At 41.6% G+C, this 13,145-nt stretch carries 10 protein-coding genes, 12 tRNA genes and 1 pseudogene; 22 read left to right on the forward strand and 1 reads right to left on the reverse strand.

Features of this window, described 5'->3' with window-relative positions:
• Positions 1 to 39 precede the first annotated feature (39 nt).
• The 20 genes and pseudogenes from ACERDH_RS09105 (at position 40) to pcp (ending at position 8,937) form a co-directional block, all read left to right on the forward strand.
• Positions 40 to 112, forward strand: a tRNA-Val gene (locus tag ACERDH_RS09105).
• Between the two features lie 5 nt (positions 113 to 117).
• Positions 118 to 188, forward strand: a tRNA-Gly gene (locus ACERDH_RS09110).
• A 33-nt stretch (positions 189 to 221) separates the two neighbouring features.
• Positions 222 to 295 (forward strand) — tRNA-Ile (locus ACERDH_RS09115).
• 8 nt (positions 296 to 303) lie between these two features.
• A tRNA-Glu gene (locus ACERDH_RS09120) sits at positions 304 to 375 on the forward strand.
• Positions 376 to 379: 4 nt separating this feature from the next.
• A tRNA-Ser gene (locus ACERDH_RS09125) sits at positions 380 to 469 on the forward strand.
• 10 nt (positions 470 to 479) lie between these two features.
• Positions 480 to 553: transfer RNA gene (locus tag ACERDH_RS09130), tRNA-Met, on the forward strand.
• A 3-nt stretch (positions 554 to 556) separates the two neighbouring features.
• A tRNA-Phe gene (locus ACERDH_RS09135) sits at positions 557 to 629 on the forward strand.
• Between the two features lie 12 nt (positions 630 to 641).
• Positions 642 to 722, forward strand: a tRNA-Tyr gene (locus ACERDH_RS09140).
• A 4-nt stretch (positions 723 to 726) separates the two neighbouring features.
• Positions 727 to 797, forward strand: a tRNA-Trp gene (locus ACERDH_RS09145).
• A 14-nt stretch (positions 798 to 811) separates the two neighbouring features.
• A tRNA-His gene (locus ACERDH_RS09150) sits at positions 812 to 884 on the forward strand.
• Between the two features lie 13 nt (positions 885 to 897).
• Positions 898 to 969 (forward strand) — tRNA-Gln (locus tag ACERDH_RS09155).
• Positions 970 to 978: 9 nt separating this feature from the next.
• Positions 979 to 1,062, forward strand: a tRNA-Leu gene (locus ACERDH_RS09160).
• Between the two features lie 105 nt (positions 1,063 to 1,167).
• Positions 1,168 to 2,445 carry a glutamate-cysteine ligase family protein gene (locus ACERDH_RS09165; RefSeq protein WP_265476356.1) on the forward strand — a complete coding sequence of 426 codons (1,278 nt, stop codon included), beginning with the start codon at positions 1,168 to 1,170 and terminating at the stop codon, positions 2,443 to 2,445.
• Positions 2,446 to 2,520: 75 nt separating this feature from the next.
• Positions 2,521 to 4,005 carry a threonine synthase gene (gene thrC, locus ACERDH_RS09170; RefSeq protein WP_386686653.1) on the forward strand — a complete coding sequence of 495 codons (1,485 nt, stop codon included), beginning with the start codon at positions 2,521 to 2,523 and terminating at the stop codon, positions 4,003 to 4,005.
• A gap of 60 nt (positions 4,006 to 4,065) precedes the next feature.
• Positions 4,066 to 5,346, forward strand: coding sequence for an MATE family efflux transporter (locus tag ACERDH_RS09175; RefSeq protein WP_020903673.1), 1,281 nt, complete (start codon positions 4,066 to 4,068; stop codon positions 5,344 to 5,346).
• A 3-nt stretch (positions 5,347 to 5,349) separates the two neighbouring features.
• Positions 5,350 to 5,973: an HAD family hydrolase gene (locus tag ACERDH_RS09180; protein WP_203180392.1), complete on the forward strand. Its 624-nt coding sequence runs from the start codon at positions 5,350 to 5,352 to the stop codon at positions 5,971 to 5,973.
• A gap of 162 nt (positions 5,974 to 6,135) precedes the next feature.
• Positions 6,136 to 7,341, forward strand: coding sequence for a LysM peptidoglycan-binding domain-containing protein (locus tag ACERDH_RS09185; RefSeq protein WP_203180391.1), 1,206 nt, complete (start codon positions 6,136 to 6,138; stop codon positions 7,339 to 7,341).
• Positions 7,342 to 7,541: 200 nt separating this feature from the next.
• Positions 7,542 to 7,808: pseudogene (locus ACERDH_RS09190) on the forward strand (MarR family winged helix-turn-helix transcriptional regulator); the annotation flags it as partial.
• A 10-nt stretch (positions 7,809 to 7,818) separates the two neighbouring features.
• Positions 7,819 to 8,133, forward strand: coding sequence for a DUF1304 domain-containing protein (locus ACERDH_RS09195; RefSeq protein WP_386686662.1), 315 nt, complete (start codon positions 7,819 to 7,821; stop codon positions 8,131 to 8,133).
• Between the two features lie 159 nt (positions 8,134 to 8,292).
• Positions 8,293 to 8,937, forward strand: coding sequence for a pyroglutamyl-peptidase I (gene pcp / locus ACERDH_RS09200; RefSeq protein WP_261019434.1), 645 nt, complete (start codon positions 8,293 to 8,295; stop codon positions 8,935 to 8,937).
• A 25-nt stretch (positions 8,938 to 8,962) separates the two neighbouring features.
• Here the strand turns inward: pcp and ACERDH_RS09205 are convergent, their stop codons facing one another.
• Entirely contained in the window at positions 8,963 to 9,820 is an 858-nt protein-coding gene (locus tag ACERDH_RS09205) for a DUF975 family protein (RefSeq protein WP_386686666.1), read from the reverse strand.
• Between the two features lie 129 nt (positions 9,821 to 9,949).
• On the opposite strand from ACERDH_RS09205, the gene tgt reads away from it, so the two are divergent.
• Both tgt and ACERDH_RS09215 read left to right on the forward strand, forming a co-directional pair.
• On the forward strand, positions 9,950 to 11,092 hold the full coding sequence (tgt, locus tag ACERDH_RS09210) for a tRNA guanosine(34) transglycosylase Tgt (protein ID WP_001285237.1): 1,143 nt from the start codon (positions 9,950 to 9,952) through the stop codon (positions 11,090 to 11,092).
• Positions 11,093 to 11,192: 100 nt separating this feature from the next.
• A complete protein-coding gene (locus ACERDH_RS09215) occupies positions 11,193 to 13,010 on the forward strand; it encodes an acyltransferase family protein (RefSeq protein WP_386686671.1) in 1,818 nt (605 codons plus the stop codon).
• The last annotated feature ends 135 nt before the right edge of the window (positions 13,011 to 13,145 follow it).

Genomic DNA, 13,145 nt, shown 5'->3' on the forward strand with positions numbered 1-13,145 from the left:
GGGTTGCCCCCTGTGAGATATGGAAGTCGCTTAGCTCTAGGGAGTTTAGCTCAGCTGGGAGAGCATCTGCCTTACAAGCAGAGGGTCAGCGGTTCGATCCCGTTAACTCCCATTCAAGCGGGTGTAGTTTAGTGGTAAAACTACAGCCTTCCAAGCTGTTGTCGCGAGTTCGATTCTCGTCACCCGCTTTGAACTTTGTTCAATTACCAAGTTTTTAACTTGGGCGCGTAGCTCAGGTGGTTAGAGCGCACGCCTGATAAGCGTGAGGTCGGTGGTTCGAGTCCACTCGTGCCCATAAAGTTTGGTCCGTTGGTCAAGGGGTTAAGACACCGCCTTTTCACGGCGGTAACACGGGTTCGAATCCCGTACGGACTATTTTGGAGGATTACCCAAGTCCGGCTGAAGGGAACGGTCTTGAAAACCGTCAGGCGTGTAAAAGCGTGCGTGGGTTCGAATCCCACATCCTCCTTTTGTAATAACGCGGGATGGAGCAGCTCGGTAGCTCGTCGGGCTCATAACCCGAAGGTCGTAGGTTCAAATCCTGCTCCCGCAATAAGGCTCGGTAGCTCAGTTGGTAGAGCAATGGATTGAAGCTCCATGTGTCGGCGGTTCGATTCCGTCTCGCGCCATTTATATATTTTGGAAGGGTAGCGAAGAGGCTAAACGCGGCGGACTGTAAATCCGCTCCTTCGGGTTCGGGGGTTCGAATCCCTCCCCTTCCATTTTACGGGCATAGTTTAAAGGTAGAACTAAGGTCTCCAAAACCTTCAGTGTGGGTTCAATTCCTACTGCCCGTGTTAATAGAATTATGGCGGGTGTGGTGAAGTGGTTAACACACCAGATTGTGGCTCTGGCATGCGTGGGTTCGATCCCCATCACTCGCCTATTTTATATTATTGGGGTATAGCCAAGCGGTAAGGCAAGGGACTTTGACTCCCTCATGCGTTGGTTCGAATCCAGCTACCCCAGTTACTATTTGCCGGCGTGGCGGAATTGGCAGACGCGCTGGACTCAAAATCCAGTGTCCGCAAGGACGTGCCGGTTCGACCCCGGCCGCCGGTATAGTATAGAGTAAGGAACGTTGTAAATCTTCGTTCCTTTTTATATTATTTTTGGTATAATAATACTTATCCAAATTTTATTTAGATTATGAAAGTGTAGGGAAGTATGTCTCGTTCTAGCGAATTGTTAAAACTTCGGTATTTGAAAAATATTAAAGAAAATCCTGAATTGTTTGTCGGGATTGAGCTGGAATATCCTGTTACAAATTTAGAAGGGGATGCTACAGATGTTGAAGTTATCAAGCGGTTATTTCGTTATCTAGTTTCTGCTTTGAATTTAGCTGTAGAAAAGGTGGATGATTTTGGGAATCCTATTCAGCTAGTGGATCCAGTAAGTCAGGATGCTATTTTATTTGAAGTTTCCTATACCACGATAGAGTTTGCATTTGGTAAGGCTGAAACGATACAAGAGGTTGAAGAACGTTTTAGTATTTATATGGAAGCAATCCAGAAGAAGTTAGCTGAATCAAATCATGCTATTGTTGGCTGTGGTATTCATCCCAACTGGGATAAAAATGAGAATTGTCCCGTGGCTTACCCACGCTATCAGATGTTGATGGACTATTTGAATTTGAGCAGAAATGTTACTAAATCAAACTTACATCAATTCCCTGAATACGGAGCGTTCATTTGTGGGAGTCAGGTTCAGTTGGATGTTTCAAAGTCTAACTACTTACGAGTGATTAATGCTTTTACCCAAATTGAAGCAGTTAAGGCTTATTTATTTGCCAATTCTGAGTTTTTAGGTGCGGATTGGAATACGAAAATTTCAAGAGATATTTTCTGGGAAGAATCGATGCATGGTATCTATCCAGAAAACGTCGGGGTCAATGCTAGACTCTTTAAAGATGAGGATGATTTTTTTGATTATCTAGATCATTCTGCAATTTTTACTGCGGAACGTGATGGACAAACCTATTATTTTTATCCGATTCAGGCTAGGGACTATTTGGCTACATCTGAAATCCAAGCATATTCTCTTAATGGGGATGAGATTCTTATTTACCCTCAAGAGAAGGATTTTGAAACTCATCGTAGTTATCAGTACCAAGACTTAACGACTCGCGGAACAGTTGAGTTTCGTAGTGTGTGCACTCAACCTCTAGATAAAACCTTCGCTTCAGCAGCTTTTCACTTGGGATTGTTGGTTAATTTAGATAAGTTAGAAGTTTACTTAGAAACAGAACCTTTCTTTAAAGAATTTGGTCGTGATTACAAGTTTTTAAGGAGACAATTTTCTAAGAAAAAGCTTACAGATGAGGAAGAAATTACGATTATTGAATTCTCCAAAGACTTACTCCTGCTAGCTGAGGAAGGACTGGAGATGAGAAATAAGCAAGAAATGACCTACTTACAGTCTTTGAAAGAAGAATTGGGCCTATAATTTCTCTTATAAAGGGAGAATTTTCTGAAAAATCATGATATAATGGAAGAGACTATAGATAAAGGATAGAGAGTAATGACATTAGTTTATCAATCAACGCGTGATGCCAACAATACAGTAACTGCCAGCCAAGCTATTTTGCAAGGTTTGGCGACGGACGGTGGTTTGTTTACACCGCTTACTTATCCAAAGGTAGATTTGGACTTTGACAAATTGAAAGATGCTTCTTACCAAGAAGTGGCTAAGTTAGTTTTATCAGCATTTTTAGATGACTTTACAGCCGAGGAGTTGGACTACTGTATCAACAATGCCTACGATAGTAAATTTGATACTCCAGCTATCGCACCATTAGTGAAATTAGACGGGCAATACAACTTGGAATTGTTCCATGGTTCAACGATTGCCTTTAAGGATATGGCCTTGTCTATCTTGCCATACTTTATGACGACTGCTGCTAAGAAACATGGCTTGGAGAACAAAATCGTCATTTTGACAGCGACATCTGGTGATACTGGGAAAGCTGCTATGGCAGGATTTGCAGATGTACCTGGTACTGAGATTATCGTTTTTTATCCAAAGGATGGTGTCAGCAAGGTTCAAGAGTTGCAAATGACCACTCAGACTGGTGATAATACTCATGTTATCGCTATTGATGGTAACTTTGACGATGCGCAAACAAATGTGAAGCATATGTTTAACGATGTGGTTCTTCGTGAAAGATTAGCGGCCAACAAGTTGCAATTTTCATCTGCAAACTCTATGAATATCGGTCGTTTGGTGCCACAGATTGTTTATTATGTTTATGCTTACGCTCAGTTGGTTAAGTCTGGTGAGATTGTAGCTGGTGATAAGGTCAACTTCACAGTACCAACTGGAAACTTTGGAAATATCTTGGCTGCCTTTTATGCTAAGCAAATTGGTCTACCAGTTGGCAAATTAATCTGTGCTTCAAATGACAACAATGTTTTGACAGACTTCTTCAATACACGTATTTACGATAAGAAACGTGAGTTTAAGATAACAACTAGCCCATCTATGGATATTCTGGTGTCTTCAAACTTGGAGCGTTTGATTTTCCATCTTTTGGGAAATAATGCTGAAAAGACAGCTGAACTTATGAATGCCTTGAACAAGCAAGGACAATATGAGTTGACAGACTTTGATGCAGAGATTTTGGACCTCTTTGCAGCTGAATATGCGACTGAGGAAGAAACGGCAGCAGAAATCAAGCGTGTTTATGAGGCAGATTCTTATATCGAGGATCCACATACGGCGGTTGCCTCGGCAGTTTATAAGAAATACCAAGCGGCTACTGGCGATGTGACTAAGACAGTGATTGCTTCAACAGCGAGTCCATACAAGTTCCCAGTGGTTGCAGTAGAAGCTGTAACAGGTAAAGTAGGCTTGACTGACTTTGAAGCCTTGGCTCAATTACATGATATTTCAGGAGTTGCAGTACCACCAGCAGTTGACGGGCTTGAAACAGCTCCTGTTCGTCACAAGACAACAGTGGCAGCTGCTGATATGCAAGCAGCGGTTGAGGCTTATCTAGGACTTTAAGACAGAGGGAGTAAACTCGGTTGGGAAACCAACTGAGTTTCTTTTCATCAGGAGGAAGGATTGTTTAAGAAAAATAAAGACATTCTTAATATTGCCTTGCCAGCTATGGGCGAAAATTTTTTGCAGATGCTCATGGGGATGGTGGATAGTTACTTAGTAGCCCACTTGGGCTTGATAGCTATTTCGGGTGTATCAGTAGCTGGCAATATTATCACGATTTATCAGGCGATTTTCATCGCTCTGGGAGCTGCTATTTCCAGTGTTATTTCAAAAAATTTGGGGCAGAAGGATCAATCTATGCTAGCCTATCATGTGACTGAGGCATTGAAGATTACCTTACTATTAAGTTTCCTTTTAGGATTTTTGTCCATCTTCGCTGGGAAAGAGATGATAGGACTTTTGGGGACGGAGAGAGATGTAGCTGAGAGTGGTGGACTCTACCTATCTTTGGTAGGCGGATCGATTGTTCTCTTAGGTTTAATGACTAGTCTGGGAGCCTTGATTCGTGCAACGCATAATCCACGTCTGCCTCTCTATGTTAGTTTTTTATCCAATGCCTTGAATATTCTTTTTTCAAGTCTAGCTATTTTTGTTCTGGATATGGGGATAGCTGGTGTTGCTTGGGGGACAATTCTGTCTCGTTTGGTAGGTCTTGTGATTTTATGGTCGCAATTAAAGTTGCCTTTTGAGAAACCGACTTTTGGTTTAGATAAGGAACTATTGACCTTAGCGTTGCCAGCAGCTGGAGAGAGGCTCATGATGAGGGCTGGAGATGTCGTGATCATTGCCTTGGTTGTTTCTTTTGGAACGGAGGCGGTGGCTGGAAATGCAGTCGGAGAAGTCTTGACCCAGTTTAACTATATGCCTGCCTTTGGCGTCGCTACTGCAACGGTCATGCTGGTAGCTCGAGCAGTTGGAGAGGATAATTGGGAAAGAGTAGCTAATTTGAGCAAGCAAACCTTTTGGCTTTCTCTGCTTCTCATGTTGCCCTTGACGCTTAGTGTCTATGCCTTGGGTATACCACTAACTCATCTCTATACGACTGATTCTCTAGCGGTGGAGGCTAGTGTGCTAGTGACACTTTTTTCACTACTTGGTACTCCTATGACGATAGGAACAGTCATCTATACAGCAGTCTGGCAGGGTTTGGGCAATGCTCGGCTTCCCTTTTATGCGACAAGTATAGGAATGTGGTGTATCCGCATTGGAACAGGATATCTGATGGGGATTGTGCTTGGTTGGGGCTTGCCCGGTATTTGGGCTGGAACCCTTTTGGATAATGGTTTTCGTTGGTTATTTCTACGTTACCGTTACCAGCGTTATATGAGCTTGAAAGGATAGGAAATGCAAAAAACAGCTTTTATTTGGGATTTAGACGGGACTTTATTGGACTCTTATGAAGCGATTTTATCAGGGATTGAGGAAACTTTTGCTCAGTTTTCTATTCCTTATGATAAGGAGAAGGTGAGAGAGTTTATCCTCAAGTATTCTGTGCAGGATTTACTTGTGCAGGTGGCGGAAGAGAGAAAACTTGATGTGGAAGTGCTAAATCAGGTGCGTGCCCAGAGTCTGGCTGAAAAAAATGCCCAGGTAGTTTTGATGTCAGGTGCGCGTGAGGTGTTGAATTGGGCAGACCAAGTAGGAATTCAACAGTTTGTCTACACTCATAAAGGAGATAATGCTTTTACCATTCTAAGAGACTTGGGTTTGGAATCTTATTTTACAGAGATTTTAACCAGTCAGAGTGGCTTTGCGCGTAAACCTAGTTCAGAAGCGGCTAACTATCTGTTAGGCAAGTATCAGTTGGATTCTGAGAAGACCTATTATATAGGGGATCGGACTCTGGATGTGGAATTTGCCCAGAATAGTGGGATTCAAAGTATCAACTTTTTAGAGTCGACTTATGAAGGAAATCACAGGATTCAAGCGTTAGCAGATATTTCCCGTTTTTTTGAGGCTGAGCAATAAAAAGATTGTGTCAGTTTTGTGACAGAGACCTAACAAACTATTTCAAGTAACTGAGTTTGTTACAAGGAATAGACAGTTCTATTAAATAGGCCCGAGAGGGCTTTTTTTCTTCTTTTTTTGTGTTATGATAGACAGGTACTCATTTGAAAGGAATTTGAAAGAATGAAGAAAAGAATATTATTAGCCTCAACGGTAGCTCTATCATTTGCCCCAGTATTGGCAACTCAAGCAGAAGAAGTTCTTTGGACTGCACGTAGTGTTGAGCAAATTCAAAATGATTTGACTAAAACGGACAACAAAACTAGTTATACCGTTCAATATGGTGATACCCTGAGCACTATTGCAGAAGCCTTGGGTGTAGATGTCACAGTTCTTGCGAATTTGAATAAAATCACTAATATGGACTTGATTTTCCCAGAAACTGTTTTGACAACGACTGTCAATGAAGCTGAAGAAGTAACAGAAGTTGAAATCCAAACTCCTCAAGCAGACTCTAGTGAAGAAGTGACAACTGCGACAGCAGATTTGACAACCAATCAAGTGACGGTTGATGATCAAACTGTTCAGGTTGCAGACCTTTCTCAACCGATTGCAGAAGCTCCAAAAGCGGTAGAAACTACAAGAACAAAAGAAGTGGCATCAAGTTCAGAAGTTGCAGAGAAAGTTGCTACTGCAGAAAAAGTGGCACCATCTACAGAAACTTCTGTCCCAGAGGAGCAAACAGCCGAAACAAGTAGTGCAGTTGCAGAAGCAGCTCCTCAGGCAACGACTCCAGCTGAGAAAGATGAAACACAAGCAAGCACTCAAACTGAATCAGCAGTGGAAGCAACCACAATACCAGTAGAAGAAAAAGCACCTGAAACAACTGCAACAAGTTCAGAAGAAGCAAAAGAAGTAGCATCATCAAGTGAAGCTACAGCAGCAGTTTCTACTTATCAACCAGAAGAGGCGAAAACAGTTTCAACAACTTACGCGGCTCCAGCTGCGCCCGATTACGCTGGACTGGCAGTAGCGAAATCTGAAAATGCTGGCCTTCAACCACAAACAGCTGCCTTTAAAGAAGAAATCGCCAACTTGTTTGGCATCACATCCTTTAGTGGTTACCGTCCAGGAGACAGTGGAGATCACGGAAAAGGTTTGGCTATCGACTTTATGGTACCAGAAAGTTCAGAACTAGGGGATAAGATTGCGGAATACGCTATTCAAAACATGGCCAGCCGTGGAATTAGTTACATTATTTGGAAACAACGTTTCTATGCTCCATTCGATAGCAAATATGGGCCAGCTAATACTTGGAACCCAATGCCAGACCGTGGTAGCGTGACAGAAAATCACTATGATCACGTTCACGTTTCAATGAATGGATAAACCAGACTTGGTAATATCATTTTGACGAATGAGATCTAGCTTTCATGATTGGAAGTAAGTCTCGTTCGTTTTTCTTTGTCATACTCTTCGAAAGTCTCTTCAAACCACGTCAGTTTCGCCTTGCCGTACTCAAGTATAGCCTGCGGCTAGCTTCCTAGTTTGCTCTTTGATTTTCATTGAGTATCAATATGAATGGAAATTTGAAGATTGATCAGGCTGCTTTGACCCGACATTTCAAAATTCTGGAAAAGGAAGGTTTGGTGGAGCGTCATCGTAATCCTGAAAATCAGCGGGAAGTGTTGGTAGAGGCTACGAAGTATGCCAAGGAGCAGTTAGTGATGAATCCCCCTCTGCAACATATCAAGGTTAAGGAAGAGATGGAAAGTATCTTAACAGAGTCTGAAAGAACAGAACTCAGCCGTTTAGTAAATAAATTGGTTTTGGGTATTGAAAATATAGAAATTTAAGGAGAAAAAGATGTCAATTATGACAACCATTTCAGCAACGATTGTTGCTTTGGGGCATTTTTACATTTTTTATTTGGAAAGTATTGCAACGCAATCAGATGCGACTAGTCGTGTCTTTAACATGGACAAGGAAGAACTGGCTCGTCCGTCAGTAAGTTCATTGTTTAAAAATCAAGGGATTTATAATGCTCTGCTAGGAGTCTTTCTCTTGTATGGGATTTATTTCTCACAGAATTTAGAAATTGTGACTATTTTTGTTTTATTTGTGATTGGTGCTGCGGCTTATGGCTCTCTCACAGCAGATAAGAAAATTATTTTGAAGTAAGGTGGACCAGCTATTTTAGCCTTGATTAGTATTTTTCTCTTTAAATAAACTTTAATGCCAGTCTGATACTCTCTAATCCTTTTCACTCCAGAATAAGGGAAATATGTTATACTTGTTTTTAAGAAAAAGTCTCATTGAATTTGTTTTGAGGAGTAAGAAATGAAAGTATTAGTGACAGGTTTTGAGCCCTTTGGAGGGGAAAAGGTCAATCCAGCTTTGGAGGCTATTAAAGGTTTGCCAGCTGAAATCCATGGTGCTGAGGTCCGTTGGTTAGAAGTGCCGACAGTCTTTCACAAATCGGCCCAAGTATTGGAAGAAGAGATGAACCGCTATCAACCTGACTTTGTCCTTTGTATCGGCCAAGCAGGTGGAAGATCTAGCTTGACGCCTGAACGAGTAGCCATTAATCAAGACGATGCACGCATTCCTGATAACGAAGGTAATCAGCCGATTGATCTTCCCATTCGAGCGGATGGTGCTTCGGCCTACTTTAGTAGTCTGCCGATTAAAGCGATGGTCCAAGCTATAAAAAAAGAGGGCTTGCCGGCCTCTGTTTCCAATACGGCAGGGACTTTTGTCTGCAATCATTTGATGTATCAGGCTCTCTACTTGGTAGAAAAGAAATTTCCACATGTTAAGGCAGGTTTTATGCACATTCCTTATATGATGGAACAGGTGGTGAATCGACCGACTACTCCAGCTATGAGTTTAGTGGACATTATGCGAGGGATAGAAGCAGCAATCGGGGCTATTATAGAACATGGAGATCAAGATCTCAAGTTGGCAGGCGGAGAAACTCATTGATAGAAAAAAGCTTGAGGGGCCACCTTCAAGCTTTTAGACGTTTTCGAGCCAATACTGCTCGGTAAAAAATTATTTTATTGATTTGAATGTAGGGTAGGAGTGAGAAACTAGCAATTCCAAAGGTAATCCAATTGAGGAAATACCAAGGAAGGAGTTGTAAGTCTAGGGCAAAGCGCTGAAATTTGTAGCCTTTCATCAGGAAACGGCTGGTTTTTAGGATTTGTCCTGGTTTGGCTTGTCCTAAATCTAGAGTATCACAGAGGAGAAATTCTACCTGTGAATAAGCATAATATTGTGGAATATAGAGACTATTTCCGACAATCATCAAGAGGATACTTGCTAGAAAGTAAAGACCAAAGGTCATGAGGAAACGCTCAGTTTCAACTGAAGAGAGATCCAAATTGGGAAATTTAGGATGAAGGACAACGAATTTCTTTGCTAGAAAGCTACTGTAAAAAAGAAAGTAAATTCCAAGCAAACTAGGAATACTCCATAAGAAGAGATAGAAACGTTTGAGAAGGAGAGTCAAAAAGGTTTGTGAAAAGTGCTCTTCATTAAAGAGAGTGAGACTATTTTTGATGGATAGTTCTGTATCGGGACTCTTGATGAGTTTCAGCGTTGTATAGACGGAACTGGTTAGAAGTATTGTTCCGATAAAGGAGACTAATAGAGGAAAAAGGTAGGCTTGGAATACATGGCCAAACACGCTTAAAAAGGGTTGTTCTAAAACACTCTCGTTGATGCGCTCTAAGGGATTGAGGAAGCCAGATAAGATGACCAGCATGCTAGGTAAGAGATAGACGAGAAAGAGTCGGGGATTTTCAGCTTGAAATTGTCTAGCCTGCAGACGAATGGTTTTTAAATCAATTTTTGGGTATTTCATTCTCTCATTATACCATAGTTCTTATACATAGTTCGTGACAGTTCCAGCTTTTTTTGATAAAATCATACAGTATGCCCTTGGGCACAAAGTATGAACTGGGACTGTCTTTCCCAGCTTCGGAGGTAGAAAATGTCAGATTCACCAATCAAATACCGTTTGATTAAGAAAGAAAAACACACAGGAGCTCGTCTGGGAGAAATCATCACTCCCCACGGTACCTTTCCAACACCTATGTTTATGCCGGTTGGGACACAAGCCACTGTCAAAACTCAGTCGCCTGAAGAATTGAAGGAGATGGGTTCGGGAATTATCCTGTCAAACACTTATCATCTCTGGCTTCGTCCAGGAGATGAACTCATCGCACGCGCAGGTGGACTTCATAAGTTCATGAATTGGGATCAGCCAATTTTGACGGATAGTGGTGGTTTCCAGGTTTATTCCTTAGCAGATAGTCGCAATATCACAGAAGAAGGGGTAACCTTTAAAAACCATCTCAATGGTTCTAAGATGTTCCTATCGCCAGAAAAAGCTATCTCTATTCAGAATAATCTAGGCTCAGACATCATGATGTCTTTTGACGAATGTCCCCAGTTTTATCAGCCTTATGACTACGTGAAGAAATCAATCGAGCGTACCAGTCGTTGGGCTGAGCGTGGTTTGAAGGCTCATCGTCGCCCGCATGACCAAGGATTATTTGGAATTGTGCAAGGGGCAGGATTTGAAGACCTGCGTCGCCAATCAGCTCATGACCTTGTCAGCATGGATTTCCCAGGCTACTCTATCGGTGGCTTAGCAGTGGGAGAAACCCACGAAGAGATGAATGCGGTCTTGGACTTTACAACCCAACTGCTGCCTGAAAATAAACCTCGCTATTTGATGGGTGTGGGAGCGCCAGATAGCTTGATTGATGGGGTGATTCGTGGGGTGGATATGTTTGACTGTGTCTTGCCGACTCGTATCGCTCGTAATGGGACTTGTATGACTAGTCAGGGGCGTTTGGTTGTCAAAAATGCCCAGTTTGCTGAGGATTTTACGCCACTGGATCCTGAGTGTGATTGCTACACATGTAAGAACTATACACGCGCTTATCTTCGTCACCTGCTCAAGGCTGATGAAACCTTTGGTATCCGCTTGACTAGCTACCACAATCTTTACTTCTTGCTTAACCTGATGAAGCAAGTACGACAAGCCATCATGGATGACAATCTCTTGGAATTCCGTGAGTATTTTGTTGAAAAATATGGCTATAATAAGTCAGGGCGTAATTTCTAAAACGGAATAGATATAAGCTAAAAATCCTAAGTTTTCTCTTGGGATTTTTCTTCTTTTTTTGATAGAATAAAGTGTACAATGAAAGGGAGAATAAACTCGTATGCGTATTAAATGGTTTTCCTTGATTAGGATTACAGGTTTACTTTTGGTACTCTTGTATCATTTCTTTCAGACGATCTTTCCTGGAGGATTTTTCGGGGTAGATGTCTTTTTTACATTTTCAGGTTTCCTGATTACAGCTCTACTCATCGAAGAATTTTCTAAAAATCATGAAATTGATTTGGTTGGATTTTTTAGGAGACGCTTTTATCGTATCGTTCCACCTGTGGTTTTGATGGTCTTGGTAACCATGCCTTTTACTTTCTTGGTTCGCCAAGACTATGTGGCTGGAATTGGGGGTCAAATTGCGGGTGTCTTAGGCTTCATGACCAACTTCTATGAACTCCTAACAGGTGGGAGTTATGAATCTCAGTTCATTCCTCATTTGTTTGTTCATAATTGGAGTCTGGCTGTTGAGGTGCACTACTATATTCTTTGGGGGTTGGCAGTTTGGTTCTTATCTAAGCAGGCTAAATCAAATGGTCAGTTGAAGGGAATGGTCTTTCTCTTATCTGCTGCTGCCTTCTTGATCAGCTTCTTCTCCATGTTTATTGGTAGTTTTCTAGTAACCTCTTATTCCTCTGTTTACTTCTCCAGTTTAACTCATGTCTATCCATTCTTTTTGGGAAGTGTGTTAGCAACTATCGTAGGCGTTCGTCAGACGACTTCCCTAGTTAAGCAATTGGATAAAATCTGGGATTTGCGCAAGACCCTTTTAGTTTTTGCAGGAGGTTTTGGCTTCTTACTCATTTTGACCTTCTTTGTCAAATTTACCTATCTCTTTGCCTATCTTATGGGCTTCTTGCTTGCCAGCCTTGCAGCCCTTGCTATGATTTTGGCAGCGCGTGTCTTACATGAAAAGACTCCTAACATGCAGGAGCCAAAGATTATCAGCTTTTTAGCAGATACTAGCTATGCAGTTTATCTCTTCCATTGGCCTTTCTATATCATTTTTTCACAGTTGACATCAAATCTTTTTGCTGTGTTACTGACTTTGATTTTTTCTTATGGATTTGCCAGTCTTTCATTTTATGTATTGGAACCTTGGATCGCAGGAAAGAATACACCTATTATACAAACTCTTCGTCCCCTGCCTCATATTCACACAATCCTTGCAGCAAGTACAGGAATCTTGGCCTTCATTGTCTTTGTAGTGACTTTGATGGCACCACAAGTGGGAGCGTTTGAGACAGACTTGACTGTCAATGGCTTGAAGCAAGCTGAAACAAATATTGGTCAGACCAAGTTGATGGCAGAACGAGCAGAAGCTGATAGTTTAGGAATTGCTGATGGCACTATGCTAATTGGTGATTCGGTGGCTTTAAGGGCAAATACAGCCCTGCAGACAGCCCTTCCTGGAGCACAGATTAATGCGCAGGTCAGCAGAACAACCAAGACCGCCAATGAAATCATGCTAAATAATAGCCAGAATAAATTTCTACCAAAGATGGTAGTTATTGCAACAGGTGTGAATAATCCTGAAAATTACAAGGAAGACTGGGATAGTATCGTGAAAAATCTTCCTAAGGGGCACCACATGGTTTTGGTGACTCCTTATGAAGGAGATAAGACAAAAGAGACCTTTGCAATCGTTGAGAAGGCTGCTGCCTATATGAGAGAATTAGCAGAGAAGACTCCTTACATCACGATAGCAGATTGGAATCAAGTTGCTAAGGAACATCCAGAAATTTGGACTGGGACAGACCAAGTCCATTTCGGAAGTGACAATAGTAAAATTGAAGCAGGAGCTAAATTGTATGCAGAGACCATTGCTACAGCCTTACAAACAGCTCAAGACAAGCCAGTCAAATCAAAATAATTTGTATTAAAAAGAGAAGAGTTGGAGAAATCCAGCTCTTTTAAAATATCTCTAGAAAATAGGTCTATACCATTTACAAATAAAAAAGAAAGGTTTATAATGTAATTGACATAATAAATTGTAGAATCAATCTTT

Source organism: Streptococcus bovismuti, assembly GCF_042436615.2.
Taxonomy (GTDB): Bacteria; Bacillota; Bacilli; order Lactobacillales; family Streptococcaceae; genus Streptococcus.

Bases quoted from the DNA above. Each gene is read 5' to 3' on its own strand.
- ACERDH_RS09205 (WP_386686666.1), bottom strand. From the start codon at position 9,820: ATGAAATACCCAAAAATTGATTTAAAAACCATTCGTCTGCAGGCTAGA.
- ACERDH_RS09215 (WP_386686671.1), top strand. From the start codon at position 11,193: ATGCGTATTAAATGGTTTTCCTTGATTAGGATTACAGGTTTACTTTTG.
- ACERDH_RS09195 (WP_386686662.1), top strand. From the start codon at position 7,819: ATGTCAATTATGACAACCATTTCAGCAACGATTGTTGCTTTGGGGCAT.
- ACERDH_RS09180 (WP_203180392.1), top strand. From the start codon at position 5,350: ATGCAAAAAACAGCTTTTATTTGGGATTTAGACGGGACTTTATTGGAC.
- thrC (WP_386686653.1), top strand. From the start codon at position 2,521: ATGACATTAGTTTATCAATCAACGCGTGATGCCAACAATACAGTAACT.
- ACERDH_RS09165 (WP_265476356.1), top strand. From the start codon at position 1,168: ATGTCTCGTTCTAGCGAATTGTTAAAACTTCGGTATTTGAAAAATATT.
- ACERDH_RS09185 (WP_203180391.1), top strand. From the start codon at position 6,136: ATGAAGAAAAGAATATTATTAGCCTCAACGGTAGCTCTATCATTTGCC.
- tgt (WP_001285237.1), top strand. From the start codon at position 9,950: ATGTCAGATTCACCAATCAAATACCGTTTGATTAAGAAAGAAAAACAC.
- pcp (WP_261019434.1), top strand. From the start codon at position 8,293: ATGAAAGTATTAGTGACAGGTTTTGAGCCCTTTGGAGGGGAAAAGGTC.